General features: G+C 71.5%; 22 protein-coding genes. 14 read left to right on the top strand and 8 right to left on the bottom strand.

Features of this window, described 5'->3' with window-relative positions:
* Positions 1 to 3: 3 nt before the first annotated feature.
* The gene (locus ABZ490_RS27010) at positions 4 to 447 is read right to left on the bottom strand and encodes an FMN-binding protein (RefSeq protein ID WP_358994936.1); all 444 of its coding nucleotides are present in this window, start codon (positions 445 to 447) and stop codon (positions 4 to 6) included.
* A gap of 28 nt (positions 448 to 475) precedes the next feature.
* Positions 476 to 1,828: a ferric reductase-like transmembrane domain-containing protein gene (locus ABZ490_RS27005; protein WP_358994934.1), complete on the bottom strand. Its 1,353-nt coding sequence runs from the start codon at positions 1,826 to 1,828 to the stop codon at positions 476 to 478.
* 150 nt (positions 1,829 to 1,978) lie between these two features.
* On the opposite strand from ABZ490_RS27005, the gene ABZ490_RS27000 reads away from it, so the two are divergent.
* Entirely contained in the window at positions 1,979 to 2,719 is a 741-nt protein-coding gene (locus tag ABZ490_RS27000) for a response regulator transcription factor (RefSeq protein WP_358994931.1), read from the top strand.
* Positions 2,716 to 4,179 (top strand): HAMP domain-containing sensor histidine kinase, encoded by a 1,464-nt coding sequence (locus tag ABZ490_RS26995; RefSeq protein ID WP_358994928.1) that lies wholly within the window; start codon positions 2,716 to 2,718, stop codon positions 4,177 to 4,179. Before ABZ490_RS27000 ends, ABZ490_RS26995 begins: the two co-directional genes overlap by 4 nt.
* Positions 4,180 to 4,262: 83 nt before the next feature.
* Here the strand turns inward: ABZ490_RS26995 and ABZ490_RS26990 are convergent, their stop codons facing one another.
* The 3 genes from ABZ490_RS26990 to ABZ490_RS26980 form a co-directional block, all read right to left on the bottom strand.
* Complete coding sequence (locus ABZ490_RS26990; protein ID WP_358994925.1) at positions 4,263 to 5,951, bottom strand: heme peroxidase family protein; 1,689 nt, start codon at positions 5,949 to 5,951, stop codon at positions 4,263 to 4,265.
* A gap of 176 nt (positions 5,952 to 6,127) precedes the next feature.
* Positions 6,128 to 6,712, bottom strand: a complete 585-nt coding sequence (locus tag ABZ490_RS26985; protein WP_358994922.1) for a pyridoxamine 5'-phosphate oxidase family protein — start codon at positions 6,710 to 6,712, stop codon at positions 6,128 to 6,130.
* A 109-nt stretch (positions 6,713 to 6,821) separates the two neighbouring features.
* Positions 6,822 to 7,748, bottom strand: a complete 927-nt coding sequence (locus tag ABZ490_RS26980) for a hypothetical protein (protein ID WP_358994919.1) — start codon at positions 7,746 to 7,748, stop codon at positions 6,822 to 6,824.
* Between the two features lie 189 nt (positions 7,749 to 7,937).
* Between ABZ490_RS26980 and argH the strand changes: the two genes are divergently transcribed.
* The 4 genes from argH to ABZ490_RS26960 all read left to right on the top strand — a co-directional run bounded on the left by argH (position 7,938) and on the right by ABZ490_RS26960 (position 12,646).
* Positions 7,938 to 9,368 carry an argininosuccinate lyase gene (gene argH / locus ABZ490_RS26975; protein ID WP_358994916.1) on the top strand — a complete coding sequence of 477 codons (1,431 nt, stop codon included), beginning with the start codon at positions 7,938 to 7,940 and terminating at the stop codon, positions 9,366 to 9,368.
* Between the two features lie 153 nt (positions 9,369 to 9,521).
* A complete protein-coding gene (locus ABZ490_RS26970) occupies positions 9,522 to 10,493 on the top strand; it encodes an aldo/keto reductase (RefSeq protein ID WP_358994913.1) in 972 nt (323 codons plus the stop codon).
* Positions 10,494 to 10,571: 78 nt separating this feature from the next.
* Positions 10,572 to 11,138: a TetR/AcrR family transcriptional regulator gene (locus tag ABZ490_RS26965; protein ID WP_358994910.1), complete on the top strand. Its 567-nt coding sequence runs from the start codon at positions 10,572 to 10,574 to the stop codon at positions 11,136 to 11,138.
* On the top strand, positions 11,135 to 12,646 hold the full coding sequence (locus ABZ490_RS26960) for an MFS transporter (protein WP_358994907.1): 1,512 nt from the start codon (positions 11,135 to 11,137) through the stop codon (positions 12,644 to 12,646). The genes ABZ490_RS26965 and ABZ490_RS26960 overlap by 4 nt, the downstream gene beginning before the upstream one ends.
* 54 nt (positions 12,647 to 12,700) lie before the next feature.
* Here ABZ490_RS26960 and ABZ490_RS26955 read toward each other — a convergent pair whose 3' ends face one another.
* Positions 12,701 to 13,372 carry a lysophospholipid acyltransferase family protein gene (locus ABZ490_RS26955; protein WP_055631585.1) on the bottom strand — a complete coding sequence of 224 codons (672 nt, stop codon included), beginning with the start codon at positions 13,370 to 13,372 and terminating at the stop codon, positions 12,701 to 12,703.
* Positions 13,373 to 13,743: 371 nt separating this feature from the next.
* On the opposite strand from ABZ490_RS26955, the gene ABZ490_RS26950 reads away from it, so the two are divergent.
* From ABZ490_RS26950 to ABZ490_RS26940, 3 genes are all read left to right on the top strand, one after another.
* On the top strand, positions 13,744 to 14,931 hold the full coding sequence (locus ABZ490_RS26950; RefSeq protein ID WP_358994904.1) for a glycerophosphodiester phosphodiesterase: 1,188 nt from the start codon (positions 13,744 to 13,746) through the stop codon (positions 14,929 to 14,931).
* A 67-nt stretch (positions 14,932 to 14,998) separates the two neighbouring features.
* On the top strand, positions 14,999 to 15,505 hold the full coding sequence (locus ABZ490_RS26945; protein ID WP_358994901.1) for a sigma-70 family RNA polymerase sigma factor: 507 nt from the start codon (positions 14,999 to 15,001) through the stop codon (positions 15,503 to 15,505).
* 45 nt (positions 15,506 to 15,550) lie between these two features.
* The gene (locus ABZ490_RS26940) at positions 15,551 to 16,048 is read left to right on the top strand and encodes a GNAT family N-acetyltransferase (RefSeq protein WP_358995163.1); all 498 of its coding nucleotides are present in this window, start codon (positions 15,551 to 15,553) and stop codon (positions 16,046 to 16,048) included.
* Here ABZ490_RS26940 and ABZ490_RS26935 read toward each other — a convergent pair.
* Together ABZ490_RS26935 and ABZ490_RS26930 are read right to left on the bottom strand one after the other, a co-directional pair.
* Positions 16,038 to 16,454 (bottom strand): hypothetical protein, encoded by a 417-nt coding sequence (locus ABZ490_RS26935; RefSeq protein WP_358994898.1) that lies wholly within the window; start codon positions 16,452 to 16,454, stop codon positions 16,038 to 16,040. The two genes, ABZ490_RS26940 and ABZ490_RS26935, sit on opposite strands and share 11 nt — an antisense overlap.
* Position 16,455: 1 nt before the next feature.
* The gene (locus ABZ490_RS26930; protein ID WP_358994895.1) at positions 16,456 to 16,815 is read right to left on the bottom strand and encodes a hypothetical protein; all 360 of its coding nucleotides are present in this window, start codon (positions 16,813 to 16,815) and stop codon (positions 16,456 to 16,458) included.
* A gap of 379 nt (positions 16,816 to 17,194) precedes the next feature.
* Here ABZ490_RS26930 and ABZ490_RS26925 point away from each other — a divergent pair, with 379 nt between their 5' ends.
* The 5 genes from ABZ490_RS26925 (at position 17,195) to cbiE (ending at position 21,967) form a co-directional block, all read left to right on the top strand.
* A complete protein-coding gene (locus ABZ490_RS26925) occupies positions 17,195 to 18,211 on the top strand; it encodes an ATP-binding cassette domain-containing protein (RefSeq protein ID WP_358994892.1) in 1,017 nt (338 codons plus the stop codon).
* Entirely contained in the window at positions 18,208 to 18,945 is a 738-nt protein-coding gene (locus ABZ490_RS26920; protein WP_358994889.1) for a methionine ABC transporter permease, read from the top strand. The genes ABZ490_RS26925 and ABZ490_RS26920 overlap by 4 nt, the downstream gene beginning before the upstream one ends.
* 64 nt (positions 18,946 to 19,009) lie before the next feature.
* Positions 19,010 to 19,846 (top strand): MetQ/NlpA family ABC transporter substrate-binding protein, encoded by an 837-nt coding sequence (locus ABZ490_RS26915; protein ID WP_358994886.1) that lies wholly within the window; start codon positions 19,010 to 19,012, stop codon positions 19,844 to 19,846.
* Positions 19,847 to 20,022: 176 nt separating this feature from the next.
* Positions 20,023 to 20,661 carry a GNAT family N-acetyltransferase gene (locus ABZ490_RS26910; protein ID WP_358994882.1) on the top strand — a complete coding sequence of 213 codons (639 nt, stop codon included), beginning with the start codon at positions 20,023 to 20,025 and terminating at the stop codon, positions 20,659 to 20,661.
* Positions 20,662 to 20,755: 94 nt separating this feature from the next.
* Positions 20,756 to 21,967 carry a precorrin-6y C5,15-methyltransferase (decarboxylating) subunit CbiE gene (cbiE, locus tag ABZ490_RS26905; protein ID WP_358994879.1) on the top strand — a complete coding sequence of 404 codons (1,212 nt, stop codon included), beginning with the start codon at positions 20,756 to 20,758 and terminating at the stop codon, positions 21,965 to 21,967.
* Positions 21,968 to 22,138 lie beyond the last annotated feature (171 nt).

Here is a 22,138-nt window from a genome sequence, read left to right as displayed (position 1 = left end):
GGTTCAGAGCCCCGCCGAGTCCAGCGCGGACTGGAGTGACTGGCGGTAACCGTCACTCGTGTACGTCGCTCCGGAGACGGTGTCGATGTCCGCGCTCTGCGCCTGGAGCGCCTCGCTGCGCAGCTGGGGGATGGCGTACGCGTTGATCTGCTGGTCGCGCGGATTGTCCTGGGGGTAGGTCACCGCCGTCACGTCCGTGATCTTCCCGTTCCGGACGGTGACCCGGACCTGGACCGGCCCCCAGCGGGTCTGCACCGAGTCGCCGGTGACGGTCGTGGCGCCCTTGCCCGTGGAGGCCGAGCTGCCGGCGGAGGGCGCCGGGGACGCCACCGCCACCTCGGGGGCCGTGTGCGGCTTGAGCGCCAGCAGCATCACCACGGCGGAGACGGTGGTGGCGCTCGCCAGCATGATCCGGCGCAGGGGGCGGTTCTTCTTCAGGGGATGCACTGCTACGACCTCACAACTCTCACAGCTCTCACAGCTCGAACGACTCGTGGTGGATCCGCCGGTCCGGCACCCCGGCGGCGCGCAGGGCCTCGTACACGTCCCGGGCGAAGCCGTGCGGCCCGCAGAGGTAGACGTCGTACCCGGCCAGATCGGGCACCGCCGCGCGCAGCGACCCCGCGCCCAGGTCCGGGCGCTGTCCCTCGGGCCCGTTGAGCGCGTACAGCACCCTCGACCCGCGCCAGCGCGCGATCGCCTCCAGCTCCGCTCCCAGCGCGAGGTCCTCCGCCGAGCGGGCCCGGTACAGCACGGTCACCTCGCCGGGCAGCGTCTCGAACAGCGCCCGCAGCGGGGTGATGCCCACCCCCGCCCCGATCAGCAGCGACTTCGGCGCGGTACGCCGGTCGGCCGTCATCGCGCCGTACGGCCCCTCGGCCCACACGCGCGTGCCGGGCCGCAGCAGCGCCACGCGCGCGCTGTGCCCGCCGAGCGCCTTGACCGTGATCCGCATCCGCCCCGGCCGGGGCGGCGCCGACAGGGAGTACGGCGTCGAGGTCCACGCCAGCCCCGCCCCGAGGAACCGCCACCGGAAGAACTGCCCGGCCCGCGCCCCGAGTTCGTCCAGCCGCCGCCCCTGGACGACGACGGAGTACACCCCGGGGGCCTCCCGCTGCACGGACTCCACCCGCAGCCGGTGCCGCAGGTTCAGCCGTACGGGGACCAGGACCCGGAACCACAGCACCAGCCCCGCCGCCCCGAGGTAGAGCGCGTACCAGGCGGCCGTGGCGACCGGCCTGCCGTCGAGGTCGTTGCCGAGGGCCAGCTGGTGGCCGAAGGCGAGGAAGACGGCCGCGTAGGTGAGGAGGTGGACGTAGTACCAGAACTCGTAGCCGGTGCGGCGGCGCACGGCCCGCACCGAGGTCACCCCGACCGCGAGGAGGATCACCGTGCCGGCGGTCGCCTTCAGCATCTCGGGGTAGTCAAGGACCACCGTCAGCGTCTCGTCCACGAGCGAGCGGCGGTCCTGGGCCGCGTACCCGGCGAGGATCAGCACGATGTGCGCCACCAGCAGACAGACCGTGTAGCGGCCCGCCATCGCGTGCCAGCGCGCCACCCGGTCGGAGCCGATCCGCCGCTCCAGCAGCGGCACCCGCGCCATCAGGGCGACCAGCACCGCGCAGGCGTACCCGCACAGCAGCCCGGCGATCCGCCCGGCCCCCGTCAGCCAGCCCGCCGCCCCGACGACCGAGCCGGTGCCGGACCACCACAGGGCGAGCACGGCCACGGCCCCCGCCCACAGCACGGCGAGCACCGGACCCGCGGGGGAGCGCGGGGGAGCCGGCGCCGCCGGGGGTGCCGCCCGCCGCTCGTGCACGGTGGTCATGAGGAGGTCCTTTCGCCGGTCAGGGGCCCACTGTGCGCGGCGAACTTCTGAGACCGCTCTGAGCGGGCGCCCCGCACGGGGGACTCAGAGGGAACTCAGAGCATCCGCAGAGCCCGTTCCACCCGGCCGGGAGCGATCCTGGAAGCAGCCATGAACACCACCCGCTCCGGCCGCCCCGCCCTCACCCGCCCCGACGGCACCCCGCTGCGCGTCCTCGTCGTCGACGACGACCCCGACCTCGCCGAGGTGCTCTCCGGCGCCCTGCGCTACGAGGGCTGGCAGGTCCGCGCGGCGGGCGACGGCGCCTCGGCCCTCACGGCGGCCCGGGAGCTGATGCCCGACGCGGTCGTGCTGGACGTGATGCTCCCCGACACCGACGGCTTCGCCGTCCTGCGCTCCCTGCACACGGTGAAACCGGACGTCTGCGTCCTGTTCCTCACCGCCCGCGACGCGGTGGAGGACCGGATCGCCGGCATCACGGCGGGCGGCGACGACTACGTCACCAAGCCCTTCAGCCTGGAGGAGGTCGTCGCCCGGCTGCGCGGACTGCTGCGCCGCGCCGGCATGGCCCGCCAGCAGGAGGAGGGGCCCCGGCTGATCGTCGGCGACCTGGTCATGGACGAGGAGGCCCGCGAGGTCACCCGCGCGGGCGAGCTGATCGAACTCTCCCCGACCGAGTTCGAACTCCTGCGCTTCCTGATGCGCAACCCGCGCCGGGTGCTCAGCAAGACCCAGATCCTCGACCGGGTGTGGTCCTACGACTTCGGCGGCCGCGCCCATGTCGTCGAGCTGTACATCTCCTACCTGCGCAAGAAGGTCGACGCGGGCCGCGAGCCGATGATCCACACCGTGCGCGGGGCCGGGTACGTGCTGAAACCGGCCGTGTCATGAGCCGGCTGCTGCCCCGCACCCTGCGCGCCCGCCTCACCGCCGGGCTCGTGGTCCTGCTGGCGCTCGGCTGCGCGGCGGTCGGCGTGGCCGCGGTCGTGGGCCTGAACGGCTTCCTCACCGGCCGGCTGGACGAACAGCTCGCCGAGGTCGGCAACCGCTTCCCGGCCAGCCTGGAACACGGCGGCCGGCTGCCTGCGGGCCATGACGATCACGACGGTGACGAGCACGGCGACACCCGGCGCCAGTCGGCCGGCACCCTGGGCGCACGCCTGCTGAACGGGACCGTCACCAACGCGGCCGTGGTCCCCTCCTCCGGCGCCGAGACCACCGACCTCACGGTCACCCTGACCACCGCCGACCGGCACGCCCTCGCCGCCGTCCCCGTCGACGGCCGGGCCCACACCCTCCACCTCTCCGCCCTCGACGAGTACCGGGTCCGCGCCACCGAGGGCCTGGACGGGGACGTCCTGATCACCGGTCTCCCGCTGGAACCGGTGGAGTCGACGGTCCACCGCCTCGAACTGGTCGCGGGGATCGTCTTCGGCGTGACCCTGGTCATCGCCGGTGTGGCCGGAGCGCTCTGGGTGCGCTGGTCGCTCCGCCCGCTGAGCCGGGTCGCGGCGACGGCCACCCGGGTCAGCGAACTCCCCCTGGCCTCCGGCGAGGTGGCCCTGCCCCCACGGGCCCCCGAGCCGGACCCCCGCAGCGAGGTCGGCCGGATGGCCGGGGCCTTCAACCGCATGCTCGGCCATGTCGAGGACGCCCTCACCAAACGCCACGCCAGCGAGGAGAGGCTGCGCAGCTTCGCCGCCGACGCCAGCCATGAACTGCGCACCCCGGTCGCCTCGGTCCGCGGCCACGCCGAACTGGCCCTGCTCCACCCCGGCCCGGTCCCCGCGGAGGTGACCCGGGCCCTGGAACGCATCGCCGCCGAGTCCTCCCGCATGGGCGAGATGGTCGACGACCTGCTCCTGCTGGCCCGCCTGGACGCGGGCCGCCCGCTGGAGCGCGGCCCCGTGGACCTCACCCGGCTGGTCCTGGACGCGGTGACCGACGCGAGGGCGGCGGGCCCCGGCCACCGCTGGACCCTGGACCTCCCCGAGGAACCGGTCACCGTCACCGGCGACGCGCACCGCCTCCACCAGGTCCTCGCCAACCTCCTGGCCAACGCCCGCCTGCACACCCCCGAGGGCACCCAGGTCACGGTCACCCTGGAGACGGACCCCGCGGCGACCCGCCTCCGCGTCCACGACGACGGCCCCGGCATCCCCGAGGACCTCCAGCCGAGGATCTTCGACCGCTTCACCAGGGCCGACCACCGCCGCACGAAGACGGGCACGGGCCTGGGCCTGTCGATCGTGTCGGCGGTGGCGGAGGCCCACGGAGGAACCGTGACCCTGACGAGCCGCCCGGGTTCGACGACGTTCACGGTGGAACTGAGGGCGGGCGGTCCCACCTAGGGGCGCGGGGCTGTATCGATGTGCGGCTCCGCCGCGTGGGCGCGAGAAACCACGACGCACCCGCACCCTCACAACGAACCCGCTCACCCCAACGGATTCAGCAGCTCACCCTTCCCCTCGAACGCGTACAACAACAGGTCCGTCATCTGGAAGACGCCCGCATCCCGCCGCGCGTCCACCGGACTCAGGAACGGCCGCCAGAACGGATCCCGCACGATCGAGTACCGGCTCCCCTCCATCGCCCGATGGAACGTCTCGGCCACGATCCGCCCCCCGACCCCGGTCAGCCGTCCGCCCCCGTTCACCTCGGCCTCCCGCAGGACGTAGAACCACAGCGGACAGTCCGCGGCCACCCGCCTGCGCAGCGCCTCGCTCAGCTGCGCCCCGTCCCGGTTCTCGAAGTCGGACGCGTTCAGCGGCTTGACCCCGACCCCCTTGGCCATGAGGTGCTTGGCCATCTGCTGCCCGGAGGCGAGCCGCAGCATGGTGCTCCGGGTGAGGTTGCGGAAGGCGAGGTTGCGCTCGATGTCGTCGGGCGTCGTCCCGCGTCCGCCGAAGGAGCCGAGCGGCAGCTTGGCCAGCGGGTTGACCAGCAGGGTGTCGATGCGTTTGGCGACATTGGCCTGCGCGTCGGTCACCCCGAGGTCCGCGCGTCCGGCCTCGCGGAAGTCGAACAGCCGGCGCAGATCGGCGATCCAGTTGCTGGGCAGCCGCTCGAACGCGCCCGCCTCGGGGTCGTCCGGGCTGTCCGGCGGAGGCGACAGGATGCCGCTGGTGCCGGTGAACTGGAACAGCAGCGCCAGGGTGCCCCGGCCGTTGTCGAAGACGCGGTTCCAGTTGTAGGCGCCGCGCACCATGCTGTGGCCGAGCCGGTACGCGGCCACCGAGAACTCGATCGGCATGGCCGGGAAGTCGTGCTCGCCGGGCGTCGGGTCGACCACCTTGCGGCCCTTGGCGAAGACGTCCTTGACGATCGTCTCGTCGACGATCCTGGGCAGGAAGTCGGTGCGCAGCATCCACTGGTAGTGCTTGACGACGGCCTCGCGCGCCGACTCGAACAGCACCGCGCTGGAGACGCCCTTGTCGGCGAGTTCGGTGGCCAGCCGGTTGTGGAACCGGATGAAGGCGCAGTGGATCTGGGCGACCGCGAGGTTCTCGTCGTTGCGCGGGTCGGGGATCAGGGGGCGGCGCCGCTCGGACTTCAGCGAGCCGATGCCCACCCGGGGCAGGTCGAAGCCGGCGAGCGGCTGTCCGGTGATGTCGGTGGCGCCCGGGATGCCCTGGGTGGTGCCCGTCTTGAGATGGATGCCGTCCGCGTCGTAGAACCGTCCGTCGAAGCGGTGGTCCGGGCCCAGGCCGTACAGCGAGTCGAGGTCGAGGGCGGGCGAGCGGCCTTGGAGGAGCTGGCGGACGGTGATGTCGTCCTCGAGCTGCGCCGCCGTGGCGTCCAGGGTGAGGTCGTGGTCCACGAACTGGCCGAGGTAGGTGAACCCGGCGGGCACCTTCGGATTGGCCGAGTCGGGCTGGGTCCGGGTGGTGTCGGTCATCGCCTGGGCCAGCTCGGTGCGGGCGGCCCGGTCCAGCTGCCGCTCCGGCTTGGCCTGGGGGCCCAGCCGGGAGAACTGGAACCTGCGCAGCGCCTCGACGGTCGAGGCGGTCAGCGGCTCGGCGGGCTGCTTGTCCCGGGCGTCGGCGAGGACACCCTCACCGACGACGTAGTACGAGGACCTGACGTGACGTTTGCTCTGTGGTTCGCGTGCGGGTCGGAACATGATTCCCCCATGTGTTCCCGAGGTCGCGCGGGTGGATGGGGGCCACGCTAGGCGACAAGTGGCCCGGAAGGGGAAATTCCGTCACATCATCTGATGATTGATTATTTCTGTACAATCAGTCAAATCACGTAAACCGGACACGGGTCGGGGATGGGGGGTGGGGGTTGCGCGCCTGTTCACGGTGTCGGCGGAAGGGGCAGCGGCAGCCCGGGAAGGCCGTCGATGCTGCTCGCGATGTACTCCTTCTTGCCGAAGTAGGCGTCCAGCGAGGCGTCGTCCTCCCGTGCGAACCGCTTCCCGTGCAGATCCCGGTCCTGTTCGTACGTCATGAAGGGCACCGCGTATCCGCAGGTGTCCCGGACCAGCTCGGCGTGGACGACGATGACCGCCCGCAGTCCGTGCGGGGTCGGGTCGATCCCGGGGAAGTGGCGCAGGAGTTCCTTGAAGCGGGGATCGTCCCGGAAGACGGGCTCGCCCCGGCCGTGCACCCGCACGATGTTCGGCGGCCCCTGGAACGCGCACCACATCAGGGTGATCCGCCCGTTCTCCCGCAGATGCGCGACGGTCTCCGCGTTGGACCCGGCGAGGTCGAGGTAGGCCACGGTGAGTTCGTCGATCACCGCGAACGAGCCCTTGAGGCCCTTGGGGGAGAGGTTGACCGTGCCGTCGCCGGACAGCGGAGCGGTCGCGGTGAAGAAGAGCGGCTGCTCCTCGATGAAGGTGCGGAGCCGGCCGTCGATGCGCTCATAGGTCTTTCCCATGTCTAACGATTATTCGGGAAAGTGTTCCTTCGGGAAAGCATGCGTGTGGACATGCCGCAGTGGCCGCCCCGGCCGGCGCTTCCTCGGGGCGGCCACCACGCCTGTCACGTCACTTGTTCAACGTGCAGGCGGCCAGGGCCTCCAGGCCCTGCGGCTTGGTGCCGGCGCGGCCGATGGAGATGGCGATGCGGTCGATCGTGGAGACGCGCTTGTCCTTCAGCGGGCCGAGGATCGCGTTCTGCACGAAGTTCGCGCCACCCTGGCCGACCGTGTTCTGCAGACGGGTGTTGGCCTCGTCGATCTGGGTCTGGAGCAGGGTGAGGTTGCGGTCGACCTCGGCCTGGGCGCGGGCGGGGATCGCCGGGAGCTGCGAGGCGACGTCCGGGCAGGTGATCGTGCCGACACCGTTCGCGTCGCCGGCGTTGTCCTCGGCGCCCGCGCCCGCGCCCGCGCCCGCGGCCGCGTCGTCGCCCGTGTCCTGCGCGTCGCCCGCGGCGTTGTCGGCCGGGGTCTCGGTCGCACCCGCGTTGTCCTCGGCGCCCGCGGCGGCGTCGTCGCCCGCCTCGTTCCCGGCGGCCACGCCGTCGGCGTTGAGGGTGCAGGGCGCGAGCGCCTCGAGGCCCTGGGGCTTGTCGGCGGTGCGGCCGATCGCGGTGGCGATGCGGTTCACGGTGGCGATCCGCTTGTCCTCCAGCGGGCCGAGGATCGCGTTCTGCACGAAGTTCGCGCCGCCCTGGCCCACGGTGTCGATCAGGCGCTGGTTGGCCTCGTCGATCTGGGTCTGGAGCAGGGTGAGGTTGCGGTCGACCTCGGCCTGGGCGGTGGCGGGGATCTCCGGAAGCTGCGAGGCGACGTCCGGGCAGGTGATCGTGCCGGGTCCGGCGGCGGCCAGCGTGTTGGCGTTCGTGGTGCTGTCCTTGGACGACTCACCGGCGAGGGCCTGGTTCACGACCACCGCACCGGTCAGGGCCAGAGCGGCGGCGCCGCCGATGATCGCCACACGACGCTTGTTGTACTTGGGAAGAGCCCTGGACATGCGGATGCCTCACTTGGGTCAGGAGTGGGTTTACAAACGCGGCGCCAGCGTTCAGCCGTGAGTACGGGTAAGCGGTTGCGGTTGTTCAAGGTGACTTCAAAAGTCTTGGGAACTCTCCAAAATTGACGAATCATGCAATGGACTGCATACTCATGCATGACCTTGAGTGCAGCGGTGAGGAGCAACGCAGTGAGCAGCAACAGCGGTGACGTCCGGCTCTGGGGCGGCCGGTTCGCCGACGGTCCCGCCGAGGCCCTGGCCAAGCTGTCCGCGTCCGTCCACTTCGACTGGCGGCTCGCGCCCTACGACATCGCCGGTTCGCGTGCCCACGCGCGTGTGCTGCACAAGGCGAACCTGCTCACCCAGGACGAGCTGACCCGCATGATCGAGGGCCTCGACCAGCTGGAGGCCGACGTCGCCGCCGGCACCTTCGTGGGCACGATCGCCGACGAGGACGTGCACACCGCCCTGGAGCGCGGCCTCCTGGAGCGCCTCGGCCCCGACCTCGGTGGCAAGCTGCGCGCCGGCCGCTCCCGCAACGACCAGGTCGCCACCCTCTTCCGCATGTATCTGCGCGACCACGCCCGGATCATCGGCGGCCTGATCGCCGACCTCCAGGACGCCCTCATCGGCCTCGCGGAGGCCCACCCGGACGTGGCGATGCCCGGCCGCACCCACCTCCAGCACGCCCAGCCGGTCCTCTTCGCCCATCACGTCCTGGCCCACGTCCAGTCCCTGTCCCGGGACGCGGAGCGGCTGCGCCAGTGGGACGAGCGCACGGCCGTCTCCCCGTACGGCTCCGGCGCCCTCGCCGGCTCCTCCCTCGGCCTGGACCCGGAGGCGGTCGCGGCGGACCTCGGCTTCGAGCACGGCAGCGTCGGCAACTCCATCGACGGCACGGCCTCCCGTGACTTCGTGGCCGAGTTCGCCTTCATCACGGCGATGATCGGGGTGAACCTCTCCCGGATCGCCGAGGAGGTCATCATCTGGAACACGAAGGAGTTCTCCTTCGTGACCCTGCACGACGCCTTCTCCACCGGCTCCTCGATCATGCCGCAGAAGAAGAACCCGGACATCGCCGAGCTGGCGCGCGGCAAGTCCGGCCGCCTGATCGGCAACCTCACCGGCCTCATGGCCACCCTCAAGGCGCTGCCCCTCGCCTACAACCGGGACCTCCAGGAGGACAAGGAGCCGGTCTTCGACTCCTGCGACCAGCTCGAGGTCCTGCTCCCCGCCTTCACCGGCATGATGGCCACCCTCACCGTCCACCGCGAGCGCATGGAGGAACTGGCCCCGGCCGGCTTCTCCCTCGCCACCGACATCGCCGAGTGGCTGGTCAAGCAGGGCGTCCCCTTCCGGGTCGCCCACGAGGTCGCCGGCGAGTGCGTCAAGGCGGCCGAGGCCGAGAACAAGGAACTGGACGAACTGACGGACGACCAGTTCGCGAAGATCTCCGCCCACCTCACCCCCGAGGTCCGCACGGTCCTCAACGTCCCCGGCGCCCTGGCCTCCCGCAACGGCCGCGGCGGCACGGCCCCGAGCGCGGTCGCGATCCAGCTGGCCGAGGTGAAGACGGACGTGGCGGCCCAGCACGAGTGGGCGACTGCCAAGCAGGCGTGACGGCAACCCCGTAAGGGGCGCGGGGAACTGCGCGAACAACCACCACGCACCCGCACCCGCCACCCCACCGCACCACCCGAGCCCTGAGGCACAGGGCATCGCGGGTTACGTTGGTCAGGAGCCGTACCGGAGCCGACCCCGACGGAGCCCGCGATGCCCTTCGCCCGACTGGCGACAGCAACGACCCCCACCTGCCACATCGGCCTCGGCCTCGCCGCGGTCGGCCGCCCCGGCTACATCAACCTGGGCCGGGACGAGGACCTCGGGGAGAACCGTAGCGTGGAAGCGCTGCGCACCCGCACCCACGACCTCCTCGACGCCGCCTACGCCCAAGGTGTCCGCTACTTCGACGCCGCCCGCTCCTACGGCCGCAGCGAGGAGTTCCTCGCCGACTGGCTGAACACCCACCCCGGCGCCGACGACGTGGTCATCGGCAGCAAATGGGGCTACACCTACACCGCCGACTGGACCACCGACGCCGAGCAGCACGAGGTCAAGGACCACGGCGTCCGGACGTACGACCGTCAGCGCGCCGAGACCGCCGACCTCCTCGGCGACCGCCTCGACCTCTACCAGATCCACTCGGTGACCCCGGACAGCCCCGCGCTCACCGACAAGGAACTCCACGCCAGGCTCGCGGAAGCCGCCGCGCAGGGCGTCACCGTCGGCTTCTCCACCAGCGGCCCGGCCCAGGCGGACGCGATCCGCGCCGCCCTCGCCGTCACGGTCGACGGCGAACCCCTCTTCCGTACCGTCCAGTCGACGTACAACGCCCTGGAGACCTCGGCCGCCCCCGCCCTCGCCGAAGCCCATGACGCGGGTCTCACGGTGATCGTGAAGGAGGGCATGGCCAACGGCCGCCTCGCCGACCCCCACGCCCCGGACCTCCTGAGGTCCGTGGCCGCCGAGACGGGCCTCGGCTGCGACGCGGTCGCCCTCGCGCTGGTGCTGCGCACGCCGTGGGCCGGCGTGGTCCTCTCCGGCGCGGCGACCGCCACCCAGCTCGCGTCCAACCTCCACGCGGCGGTCGTGGACCTGGACGAGGACCAGCTCGCCCGGCTGGCCGCGCTGGCCGAGGACCCGCAGACGTACTGGGCCCACCGGGCCGCCCTGCCCTGGCACTGACCGCCGTACGACCCACCCACATGAGGCACTCGCGCCCCTGATGAGACAATGATGTCTCATATGGTCTATGATTGTCTCATGGCCGTCGACCGTGACCACGTACTCCGCAGCGCCGCCGCCCTGCTGACCCGCAAATCGACCGCGACCATGGACGAGGTCGCCAAGGCGGCCGGGATCAGCCGCGCCACCCTGCACCGGCACTTCGCCGGCCGTGACGCGCTCGTCCGCGCCCTGGAGGCGCTCTGTATCGAGGAGTGCGAGACCGCGCTGGGCGCGGCCCGCCCGGACGAGGGCCCGGCGGGCGACGCCGTGGAGCGTCTGGTGCGCGAGATCGAACCCGCCGCCGGACTCCTCGCCTTCCTCTACACCGAGAACCAGCTGTTCGAGGGCGAGGGGCTGAACGAGGGCTGGACCCGGATCGACGACCGCATCTCCGCGCTGTTCCGGCGCGGACAGCTCACCGGTGAGTTCCGCATCGACCTCACGCCCGCCTGGCTCACCGAGGCGCTCTACGGCCTGCTGGCCTCCGGCGCCTGGCTGGTGCAGTCCGGCAAGGGCGCCCCGCGGGACTTCGGTCCCATGGTCGTGGGCCTGCTGCTCGGCGGCGCACTACGACATCCCGCACAACCGAGAGAGGAATCATGACCAGCACCCTGCAGCTGGCGACCACGACCGAGGCGGTGAAGCGTCCGGACCGTTGGCTCGCGCTCTCCGTCCTCGTCCTCGCCGTGCTGCTGGTGGCCGTCGACGCGACCGTCCTCGGCCTCGCGACCCCGTACATCAGCGAGGACCTCCACCCCACCGGCACCCAGCTGCTGTGGATCGGTGACGTCTACTCCTTCGTCATCGCCGGTCTGCTCGTCTCCATGGGCAGCCTCGGCGACCGCATCGGACGCAAGCGGATCCTGCTCGGCGGTGCCACGGCCTTCGGCCTGGTCTCCGTCCTGAACGCCTACGCGACGACCCCGGAGCTGATGATCGCGGCCCGCGCCCTGCTCGGCGTGGCCGGGGCGACCCTGATGCCCGCGACGCTCGCCCTGATCCGCAACCTCTTCCACGACCCCCGCGAACGCAGCCTCGCCGTCGGCATCTGGGGCGCCACCGCCTCGGCGGGCACCGCCGTCGGCCCCATCGTGGGCGGCTTCCTCCTCGAACACTTCTGGTGGGGTTCGGTCTTCCTGATCAACCTGCCGGTCATGGTGGTCCTGGTCCTGGTCGGCCTCAGGACGCTCCCCGAATCCAGGAACCCGGACCCGGGCCCCTGGGACCTGATCAGCGTGGCCCTGTCCCTGATCGGCGTGATCGCCGTCGTGTACGCGGTGAAGGAGGCCGCGAGCCACGGCCTGACCCGGGAACCCCTGACGGCGGCCGTCCTCGGCGTCGCCGCGCTGTACGGCTTCGTGCGCCGTCAGCTCACGCTGCCCGAGCCGCTGCTGGACATGCGCCTGTTCCGCAGGCGGGGCTTCAGCGGCGCGGTCCTGGCCGACATGCTGACCGTGCTCGGCATGTCCGGGCTGGTCTTCTTCCTCTCCCAGTACCTGCAACTGGTGCAGGGCCGACGTCCCCTGGAGGCGGGCCTGGCCGAACTCCCCGCCGCCGTCGGCGCGGTGGTGGCCGGTCTGATAGCCGGCCGCGCGGCCCGCCGCCTCTCGGTCCGCGCGGTCGTCACCGGCGGCCTGGCGGCGATCGGTCTGGCGCTCGCGGCCCTGACCCTGATCGACACGACGACCGGCTACCCGGTCCTCGGCGCGGCCCTCCTCGCGGTCGGCGTCGGCGCCGGTCTCTCCTTCACGGTGACCGCCGACGTCATCCTGTCCTCGGTCCCCAAGGAGCAGGCGGGAGCGGCCTCCGCGGTCTCCGAGACGGCGTACGAGCTCGGCGCGGCCCTCGGTATCGCCGTACTCGGCTCGATCGTGACCGGCGTCTACCGCGACTTCCCGGCCCCGGCCGGAACCCCGCAGGGCGCGCACGAGAGCCTGGGCGGCGCGGTCGAAGCCGCCACGAGCATGCCCGCGGCCGACGCGGACACCATGCTCACCTCGGCCCGGGAGGCCTTCGTCCACGGCCTGAGCCTGGCATCGGGCGCAGGAGCAGCGGTCCTGCTGGCCACAGCGGCGGCGGCTTGGTACCTACTGAAGGGCCAACGCCTTTAGGGGCGCGGGGAACTGCGCGACAAGCCACGACGCACCCGCACCCGCACAACAACCTCAGGCCGCCTTCGCCTTCGTCGCATACATGTCCACGTACTCCTGCCCCGACAACCGCATGACCTCGGTCATCACCGAATCGGTCACCGCCCGCAGCACATACCGGTCCCGGTCCATCCCGTCATAACGGGAGAACTCCATCGCCTCACCGAACCGGACGGTGACCCGCCCGGGTCGAGGCATCCCCGCCCCACCCGGCTGCAGCTTGTCCGTGCCGATCATCGCGAACGGCACGACGGGCGCCCCGGTCATCAGCGTCAGCCGCGCGATGCCGGTACGCCCCCGGTACAGCCTGCCGTCGGGGGAGCGGGTCCCCTCGGGGTAGATCCCGAAGACCTTCCCCTCCTCCAGCACCCGCCGTCCGGTCATGAGCGCGGCCACACCACCGCGGCCGCCGTCCCGGTCCACCGGGATCATGCCGACGCCGGTGAAGAACCAGGCCATCAGCCGGCCCTTGAGGCTCTTGCCGGTGACGTACTCGTCCTTGCCGATGAAGAAGACCTGCCGGTCGCACACGAGCGGCAGGATCATCGAGTCGATGAAGGTCAGGTGATTGCCGGCCAGGATGACCGGACCGTCGCCCGGGATGTGCTCCACGCCCTCGACCCGGGGGCGGAACATCAGGCGCATGACCGGTCCGAGCACTGCCTTGATGAGCGCGAAGCGGGACAACGGGCCCTCCGATGCCAAGGAAAAACGGTATGAGTCTGTGCAGGTGAGGACGATACTCGCGGCCCCCCGGTGGACGCACATCGGGTTCACCGAGGCCTTACGCACTGTTGACGTACGTTTACCTGGATGGCGGCACCGCCACCCGCCCGTCACCTGCGCGGAACGCGGAGGGGCGGGCAACCGAAACAGCCGGTACCGACCACCTTCCCGCTCCCCGCGCGGACATTCCGACGACCCGTCACCCTCTCTCCGGCGGCTGCCCGGCACCTGCCATCCACCGTCACCCGCGTGTTAGGACCGACGTCTCCCGACAGTCATGTCCACGCCCCTACGATCGGGCCGCACGAAGGACCGACGGCAGGAGGGCCGCAATGGGATCGCAGGACGCGTGGGAGCCGAACGAGCGGATGACCACGGGCGGGACGACCGGACGCCGGGCGCTGCTCGGCGCGGCCGTGCTCGGTGCCACGGGAAGCGTCTTCGGCCTGGCCGGCACCGCCCGCGCCGCCGGGGCCGGCCGCCCCGCCAAGGGCGGGCTCCAGAGCCTGCCGGTGCCGACGATCATCGGGCACCGCGGTGCCAGCGGCTACCGTCCCGAGCACACCTTCGGCTCCTACGAGCTGGCCCTCGACCTCGGCGCCGACATCGTCGAGGCCGGCGACCTGGTCCCCACCAGGGACGGCCATCTGGTCTGCCGCCACGAGCCGGAGATCGGCGGCACCACGGACGTCGCCGACCACAAGGAGTTCGCCGACCGCAGGACCACCAAGGTCCTCGACGGCGTCTCCACCACCGGCTGGTTCACCGAGGACTTCACGCTCGCCGAGCTGAAGACCCTGCGGGCGATCGAGCGCATCCCGGCCAACCGCCCGCACAACACGCTCTACGACGGCCGCTGGGAGATCCCCACCTTCGAGGAAGTCCTCAGGTGGCAGGACGAGCAGACCCGCAAGCGCGGCAGGCAGGTCTGGATCTACCCCGAGACCAAGCACCCCACCTACTTCCGCAAGCTGGGCCTCGGCCTGGAGGAGCGGGTCGCCAAGCTGCTGCACAAGCACGGCAAGGACCGGAAGAACTCGCCGGTCATCCTCCAGTCCTTCGAGCCGAGCAGCATCCAGCGCCTGAACAAGCTGGTCGACAACCCGCTCGTGGTCCTGCTGTCCGCCGCGAGCACCCGCCCCTGGGACTTCGTCGAGGCGGGCGACCCGCGCACGGTCGCCGACCTGATCACCCGCACCGGACTGCGCGAGATCGCCGGCTACGCCCAGGGCATCGGCCCCACCCTCGACCTGGTCATCCCGAAGGACGCGAGCGGCAACCTCACCACCCCCACCACCCTGGTGAAGGACGCCCACGCCGTGGGCCTGATCCTGCACCCGTACACCATGCGCAACGAGAACCCGTTCCTCCCGGCGAACTTCCGCAAGGGCACGGACGTGGACGCGTACGGCGATGTCTTCGGCGCCTTCCGCACCTACTTCGCGACCGGCATCGACGGAGTCTTCACCGACAACGCCGACACCGGCGTCCTGGCCCGTGCGGACTTCGTCAACGGCTGAGTCCCCTTTGGAGTGACATCCGGCCGCGCGGGCAACCAGCCGCCCGCGCGGCCGCATCGTCGGGCACATGACGCACGACCTGCTCGCCGACCTGCGCCCCCTGCTCACCGCCGAGACCGCCGCCGAGGCCCACGCCACCGGCACCGAACCGGGAGACCTGGAACAGGCGGTCTGGCTCCGCCTCCTGGAGCACCTCGCCACCCACGGGCCGCCGCTCGACCCGCCGGGCTGGCTGCGCCGGGCCGTGCGCGCCGAGGTCCGCCGCACCCGCCGCCCGGCCCGCTTCGAGCAGCCGTACGCCACCGACCCGGCCGACGACCGGGAGCGCGGTCCCGAGCAGCTCGCCCTCGCCGCCGCCCGCCGCCGCGCCCTGCGCGAGGCGGTGCGCCGGCTCCCCGGCCGCTGCTCCCGGCTCCTGGAGGCGCTGCTCTCGCCCGAGGACCCCACCTACCAGGAGATCGCGGGTGAGTTGGGTATCTCACAGGGCAGTATCGGCCCGGAACGTTCCAGATGTCTGGCATGTCTCCGGCGTTTGCTCGCACCGGAGGTTGCGGCCCGCCAACTGCGGGGATAGGAGTGAGGGACCAAAGGCGATCAGGTGAGCGGGAGGCGTGCGCACATGGGCATGAGCGTGACCATCTCGGTGGCGACCGAGCAGGATGCCGAGCAGATCTTCGTGCTGCAGTACCTGTGTTTCCAGAGCGAAGCCGCGCTGTACGGCAACTACCGCATCGCCCCGCTCGTCCAGACCCTGGACTCGGTCAAGGAGGAACTCGCCTCCGACTGCGTCTACGTGGCACGGCTGGGCGACGAGGTGGTCGGTTCGGTCCGCGGGCACATCACCGAGGACGGCGCCGCCTCCATCGGCCGTCTCTGCGTCCACCCCCGCCTCCAGGGCCACGGCATCGGCGCCCGCCTCCTGCGCGCCGCCGAGTCCGCCCTCTCCGAGGAGCGCGGCGTCAAGAAGTTCCGCCTCCACACCGGCCACCGCAGCGAGGGCAACCTCCGCCTCTACCGCCGGGTCGGCTACGAGACGGTGGGCACGGCCGAGGGCACGGACGGAGTCCCGATGATCGTCCTGGAGAAGGCGGCCGGCGAGTACGCGGCTACGGCTTAGCCGTACGGGACCCGCGCAGCCAGTACAGGGCGGAGAGCGGCAGCAGCACGGGAATGAACACGTAGCCCATGCCGTAGTCGGACCAGACCGTCGCGTCCGGGAAGGCCGACGGCTCGATCAGGGTCCAGGTGCCGACGACCAGCACCCCCACGAGTTCGGCGGCACAGCACAGCTGCGCCGCCCTGCGCGCCGTCTCCCCGCCGCGCACCAGCGAGTACGTGATGAACCCGTACACCACGCCCGCGATCGCCGACAGCGTGTAGGCGAGCGGCGCCCGGTCGAACTCCGTGGCGATCTGGTACGCCGACCGCGACACAGCCCCGACGACCATCACGCCGTAGAACCACACCAGCACCAGGCCGGGCCCGCCGATCAGCCGGGCCGGCTTCTCCTGAACGGCCGTCATCTCAGCCTCCCCAGATGTCGTAGAGCCGCACTTCCAGGACCGCGAGCACGACCGCCGACGCGGCGACCGTCACCGACCCCCACCGCGTCCGCTCGGACAGCGACATGAGTGCCGCCGCCGGTACGCACGCGAACGCGCCCAGCAGATACGCCACGAAGATCGTCGTGCCCTGCACCGGCTTCTGGCCCCACGCCAGCAGCACGATCCCGATCACCAGCTGCATCAGCGCCAGCACCGTGACCACGGCCATCCCCATGAAGTGCCAGTCCTTCGTCGGCTGGTCACGATGGGCCGCCCAGCCGCACCAGGCGGCGAGCAGCAGCGCGGCGACGCCGGTCACCAGCGTCAGGACATCAAGCATGGAGCGACCTTATTACGCCGTATTCGGCGCCCCGCGCCGGGCCCCGTACCTCCCCTGCCCTCCCTGGGTGTCCACGTCTGTCCAGCATGCGGACAAGCGTTTCTTTGTCAGTACCGTACGTCTGCTTTACTGATGCACATGACCACGACGAGCAGCCGCACCCTTGCGACCGAGGCGAACCTGACGCCCGGCGTGCGCTGTATGTGTCGTATGTGTCGAATGTGCGCCTGCTAGCGGGCCCCGCACCACCCCGAGCCTCCGCTCCGCGCATCCGTCCTCCCCGGGAGACCCCGGCCGGAGACGTGCCGCGTCCTGAACGAACGCACCCGTGCGCCCGGGCACACCCACGCCCGCGCACTCGACAGTGACGGAAACCCACGTGATCACCACCACGGGCCTGACCAAGGTCTACCGCTCACGCGGCCGTGAGGTCACCGCCCTCGACGGCGTCGACCTGCACGTCCGCGAAGGCGAGGTGTACGGCGTCATCGGCCAGTCCGGCGCCGGCAAGTCCTCGCTGATCCGCTGCGTCAACCTCCTCGAGCGCCCCACCGCCGGCACGGTCACCGTCGCCGGCCAGGACCTCACCGCGCTCGCCGGCCGCGGAGCGCGCGCCGGCAAGGAGCTGCGCCGGGCCCGCAGCCGGATCGGCATGGTCTTCCAGCACTTCAACCTGCTGTCCTCGCGGACCGTCCAGGACAACGTCGAACTCCCCCTGGAGATCCTCGGCGTCTCCGGCAGGGAACGCTCCCGCAAGGCGCTGGACCTGCTCGACCTCGTCGGACTCGCCGACAAGGCCCGGTCCTACCCGGCCCAGCTCTCCGGCGGCCAGAAGCAGCGCGTCGGCATCGCCCGCGCCCTCGCCGGCGACCCCAAGGTGCTGCTGTCCGACGAGGCGACCAGCGCCCTCGACCCGGAGACCACCCGCTCCATCCTCCAGCTGCTGCGCGACCTGAACCGGCAGCTCGGCCTCACCGTGCTGCTCATCACCCACGAGATGGACGTGGTCAAGTCGGTCTGCGACTCCGCCGCCCTCATGGAGCGCGGCCGGATCGTGGAGTCCGGCACGGTCGGCGAGCTGCTCGCCACCCCGGGCTCCGAACTGGCCGCCGCGCTCTTCCCGGTGGGCGGCGAGGCCACCGGCGAGGACCGCACCGTGGTCGACGTCACCTTCCACGGCGAGAGCGCCACCCAGCCGGTCATCTCCCAGCTCTCGCGCACCTACAACATCGACATCTCCATCCTCGGGGCCGCCATCGACACCGTCGGCGGACTCCAGGTCGGCCGGATGCGCATCGAACTGCCCGGCCGCTACGAGGACAACGTCGTACCGATCGGCTTCCTGCGCGAACAGGGCCTGCAGATCGACGTACTGCTCGCGGAGGGCGCCAAGTGACCTGGTCGGAGACACAGCCCCTGCTGGAGCAGGCCTGTTGGGACACGCTGTACATGGTCGGCTGGTCCACCCTCATAGCCGTCGCCGGCGGACTCCCGCTCGGCCTCCTCCTCGTCCTCACCGACAAGGGCGGACTGCTCCAGAACGTCGTCGCCAACAAGGTGACCGGGCAGATCGTGAACATCGCCCGCTCGATGCCGTTCATCATCCTGATGGTGGCGCTGATGGGCTTCACCCGCACCCTCACCGGCACGACCATCGGCCGTGAGGCCGCCATCGTGCCGCTCGCCATCGGCGCCATCCCGTTCTTCGCCCGCCTGGTCGAGACGGCCGTCCGCGAAGTGGACGGCGGACTCGTCGAGGCCGTGCAGTCGATGGGCGGCAACACCTGGACCGTCGTCCGCAAGGTCCTGGTCCCCGAGTCGCTGCCCTCGCTCATCTCCTCCACGACCACCACGGTCGTCGCCCTCATCGGCTACTCCGCCATGGCCGGCACGGTCGGCGCCGGCGGCCTCGGCGACATCGCCATCCGCTACGGCTACCAGCGCTTCGAGACCGACCTGATGTGGATCACCGTCGCGATCCTCGCCGTCGTCATCTCCCTCATCCAGTTCGCCGGCGACTGGGCCGCCCGCTCCCTGCACCGCCGCGGCGGCCGCTCCGGCCCCGCCCCGAAGCTGCGGCTGCTGAAGACCGAGGAGCCGGCCGCCGCCGAGGTGAGCAAGGCCGCATAAGGCCTCCCCGAACTCCCCGCACACCCACCGCGGGGCCGCACCACCCCTAGGAAAGGCACTTTTCGTGCGTAACACCGCCAAGATCACCACCGCCGTCCTCGCCGCCGGAGCCCTCACCCTCGGACTCAGCGCCTGCGGCTCGGACAAGGACTCCGGCAGCGCCGACGCGAACGCCGAGCTGACCGTCGCGGCCACCCCCACCCCGCAGGGCGAGATCCTCACCTACATCAAGGACAACCTCGCCAAGAAGGCCGGCCTCGACCTGGAGGTCAAGGAGTTCACCGACTACGTGACTCCCAACACGGCCGTCCAGCAGGGCGAGGTCGACGCCAACTACTTCCAGCACCAGCCGTACCTCACGGACTTCAACAAGAAGAACGGCACCGACATCGTCGCCGTGCCCGGTGCCACCGTGCACCTGGAGCCGCTCGGCCTGTACTCCCAGGGCGTCAAGAAGCTCGACGACCTGAAGAAGGGCGCCACCGTCGCCCTGCCGAACGACACCACCAACGAGGCCCGCGCGCTGAAGCTGCTCGAGGCCAACGGCCTGATCGAGCTGAAGTCCGGCGTCGGCTACGACGCCACCCCCAAGGACGTCACCGCCAACCCCAGGAACCTCACGTTCAAGGAGCTGGAGGCGGCCCAGCTGCCGCGCTCCCTGGCCGACGTCGACGCCGCGGTGATCAACGGCAACTACGCGCTGGAGGCCGACCTCAGCCCCGCCGAGGACGCCCTCGTCGCCGAGTCCGCCACGGACAACCCGTACGCCAACTTCCTCGCCGTGAAGAAGGGCGACGAGGACGACCCGCGGATCCAGAAGCTCGCCAAGCTGCTCACCTCGCCCGAGGTGAAGAAGTTCATCGAGGACAAGTACGACGGCGCCGTCGTCGCCGCGTTCTGACCGTCCGCGCCGGACGCCACCGCAACCCACGGGGTCCGCTCCCTCACGAAGGGTGGGGACCCCGTGGTGCCGTTCGGCCCCTTCATGCTGCATGCTGGGCAGTTCAGCGGGTCCTGACGGTCCGGTAGGTACAGACCGGTCGGGCACCGACGTGTCGAAGGCTACGGAGCGGCTTCATGACGAGCACCTTCCCCACCATCTCCATCAGCACGGAGCGGTTGGTGCTGCGGCCCCTCGACGAGGACGACGTGCCCGCCCTGGCCGAGATGATGAACGACGAGCAGATCGGCGCCTGGACAGGCGTCCCCCAGCCCTACAGTCAACAGGCCGCCCACCGCTGGGTCACGGAGGACGCGCCGGACGAACGCACGGCCGGACGCGGCCTCGCCCTCGCCGTCACCGAGTTCCTCACCCAGCGGCTCGTCGGCGTCATCCAGCTCACCAGGACCGACTGGCACGTCCGGTCCACCGAACTGTCGTACATCGTCGCCTCCTGGGCCCGCGGCGAGGGCTACGCCTCCGAGGCCGCGCTCGCCACCGCCCAGTGGCTCTTCACCGACCAGAAGTTCGAACGCATCGAGCTGCGCACGGCCGCCGACAACACCGCCTCCCAGCAGGTCGCGCAGAAGATCGGCTGTATCAGCGAGGGCGTCCTGCGCGGCGCCTGCATAGCGCGGGCCCGCGCCGAGGACGACACCTGGACCGAGGTGCGCACCGACTACATCGTGTGGAGCCTGCTGCCCGAGGACATCGAGGGCGCCGGCGACCAGCTCGCCGAGGGCGGCGGCTACACCTCCTACACCGACTGGAACTGACCCCGGCCCGGTGATCGGGCGGCGGCCCGCCCCGGGTGACCAGGTACCCTCACGGAGCCCGCTGCCTGCGTGAACCCCCGGGAGACTGAGGACGATGGCCGACCGCGTCACCGTGATCGGCTGGGACGGCTCGCCGCTGACCGCCGCGGCCCGCTCGGCACTCGGCGCCGCCACGCTCGTGGCCGGCGCCGCGCACCACCTGGCACTGCCCGAGGTCCCGCCCGCCGCCGAGCGCATCCGCCTGGGCAGCGTCTCCCTCGCCGCCCGCCGGATCGCCGGCCACCGGGGCACCGCGGTCGTCCTCGCCGACGGCGACCCGGGCTTCTTCGGCGTCGTACGCACCCTGCGCGCCCCCGAGTTCGGCCTGGAGGTCGAGGTCGTCCCGGCCGTCTCCTCCGTCGCCACCGCCTTCGCCCGCGCCGGCATGCCCTGGGACGACGCCGAGGTCGTCGTCGCCCACCGGCGCACCCTGCGCCGGGCCGTCAACGTCTGCCGCGCCCACACCAAGGTCGCCGTCCTCACCTCGCCCGGCGCCGGCCCCGCCGAGCTCGGCCTGCTCCTGGAGGGCGTGCACCGCACCTTCGTGGTCTGCGAGGAACTCGGCACCGACCGCGAGCGGGTCAGCGTCCTGACCTCCGACAAGGCCGTCGACCACACCTGGCGCGACCCCAACGTCGTCATCGTCATCGGCGGCCCGGTCACCGTCGGCGACGGCGGCGGCTGGCTCGCCGGGCGCGACCCGGCCGCCGGACCGCGCGGCTGGGCCCTGCCCGCCGAGGCCTACGGCGGCGACCTCGGCGAGGGCGAGTCGGACCTGCTGCGCGCCGCCCAACTCGCCCGGCTCGGACCACGCGTCGGCGACCTCGTCTGGGACATCGGCTGCGGCAGCGGCGCCTTCGCCATCGAGGCCGCCCGGGCCGGCGCGGCCGTCCTCGCCGTCGACCAGGACCTCCACGCCTGCGCCCGCACCGACGCCGTCGCCCGCCGGCACGGGGTCCAGCTCCAGATCGTCCGCGGCACCGCCCCGCACGTCCTGGAGAACCTGCCCGAACCGGACGTCGTCCGGGTCGGCGGCGGGGGAGCGGCCGTGGTCTCGGCCGTCGCCGACCGTCGCCCGCAGCGCATCGTGACCCACGCGGCGACCCGCGACGCCGCCGAACGCGTCGGCCGCGATCTCACCGAGCACGGCTACCTCGTCGAGTGCGCCCTCGTGCAGTCCGTCCAACTCGACACCCGGCGCTGGACGGAGACCGAGCGGAGCGTCGCGTTCCTGCTCAGCGGGGTTCTTCCCGACCGCCGGACGTGACCCGATTCGCGCTCCCGGTGATCCGGTTGTCGTACCGCTCGCGGTAGGCTGAACGATCGTCGTACCGCGTCCGTTCGCCCGACTGTTCGTCGGCCAATGTCCGGAAAACGCATCCCTTTTGGGGTGACCCGTGGTACGGCAGAACCGGAGGGCGCGCAACGTGGCGCAGTC

This window comes from Streptomyces sp. NPDC005811 (assembly GCF_040630405.1).
In the GTDB taxonomy this organism is placed as follows: domain Bacteria; phylum Actinomycetota; class Actinomycetes; order Streptomycetales; family Streptomycetaceae; genus Streptomyces.
The sequence above is the reverse complement of the archived record's forward strand: the minus strand, read 5'-3'. Positions and strand labels throughout refer to the sequence as shown.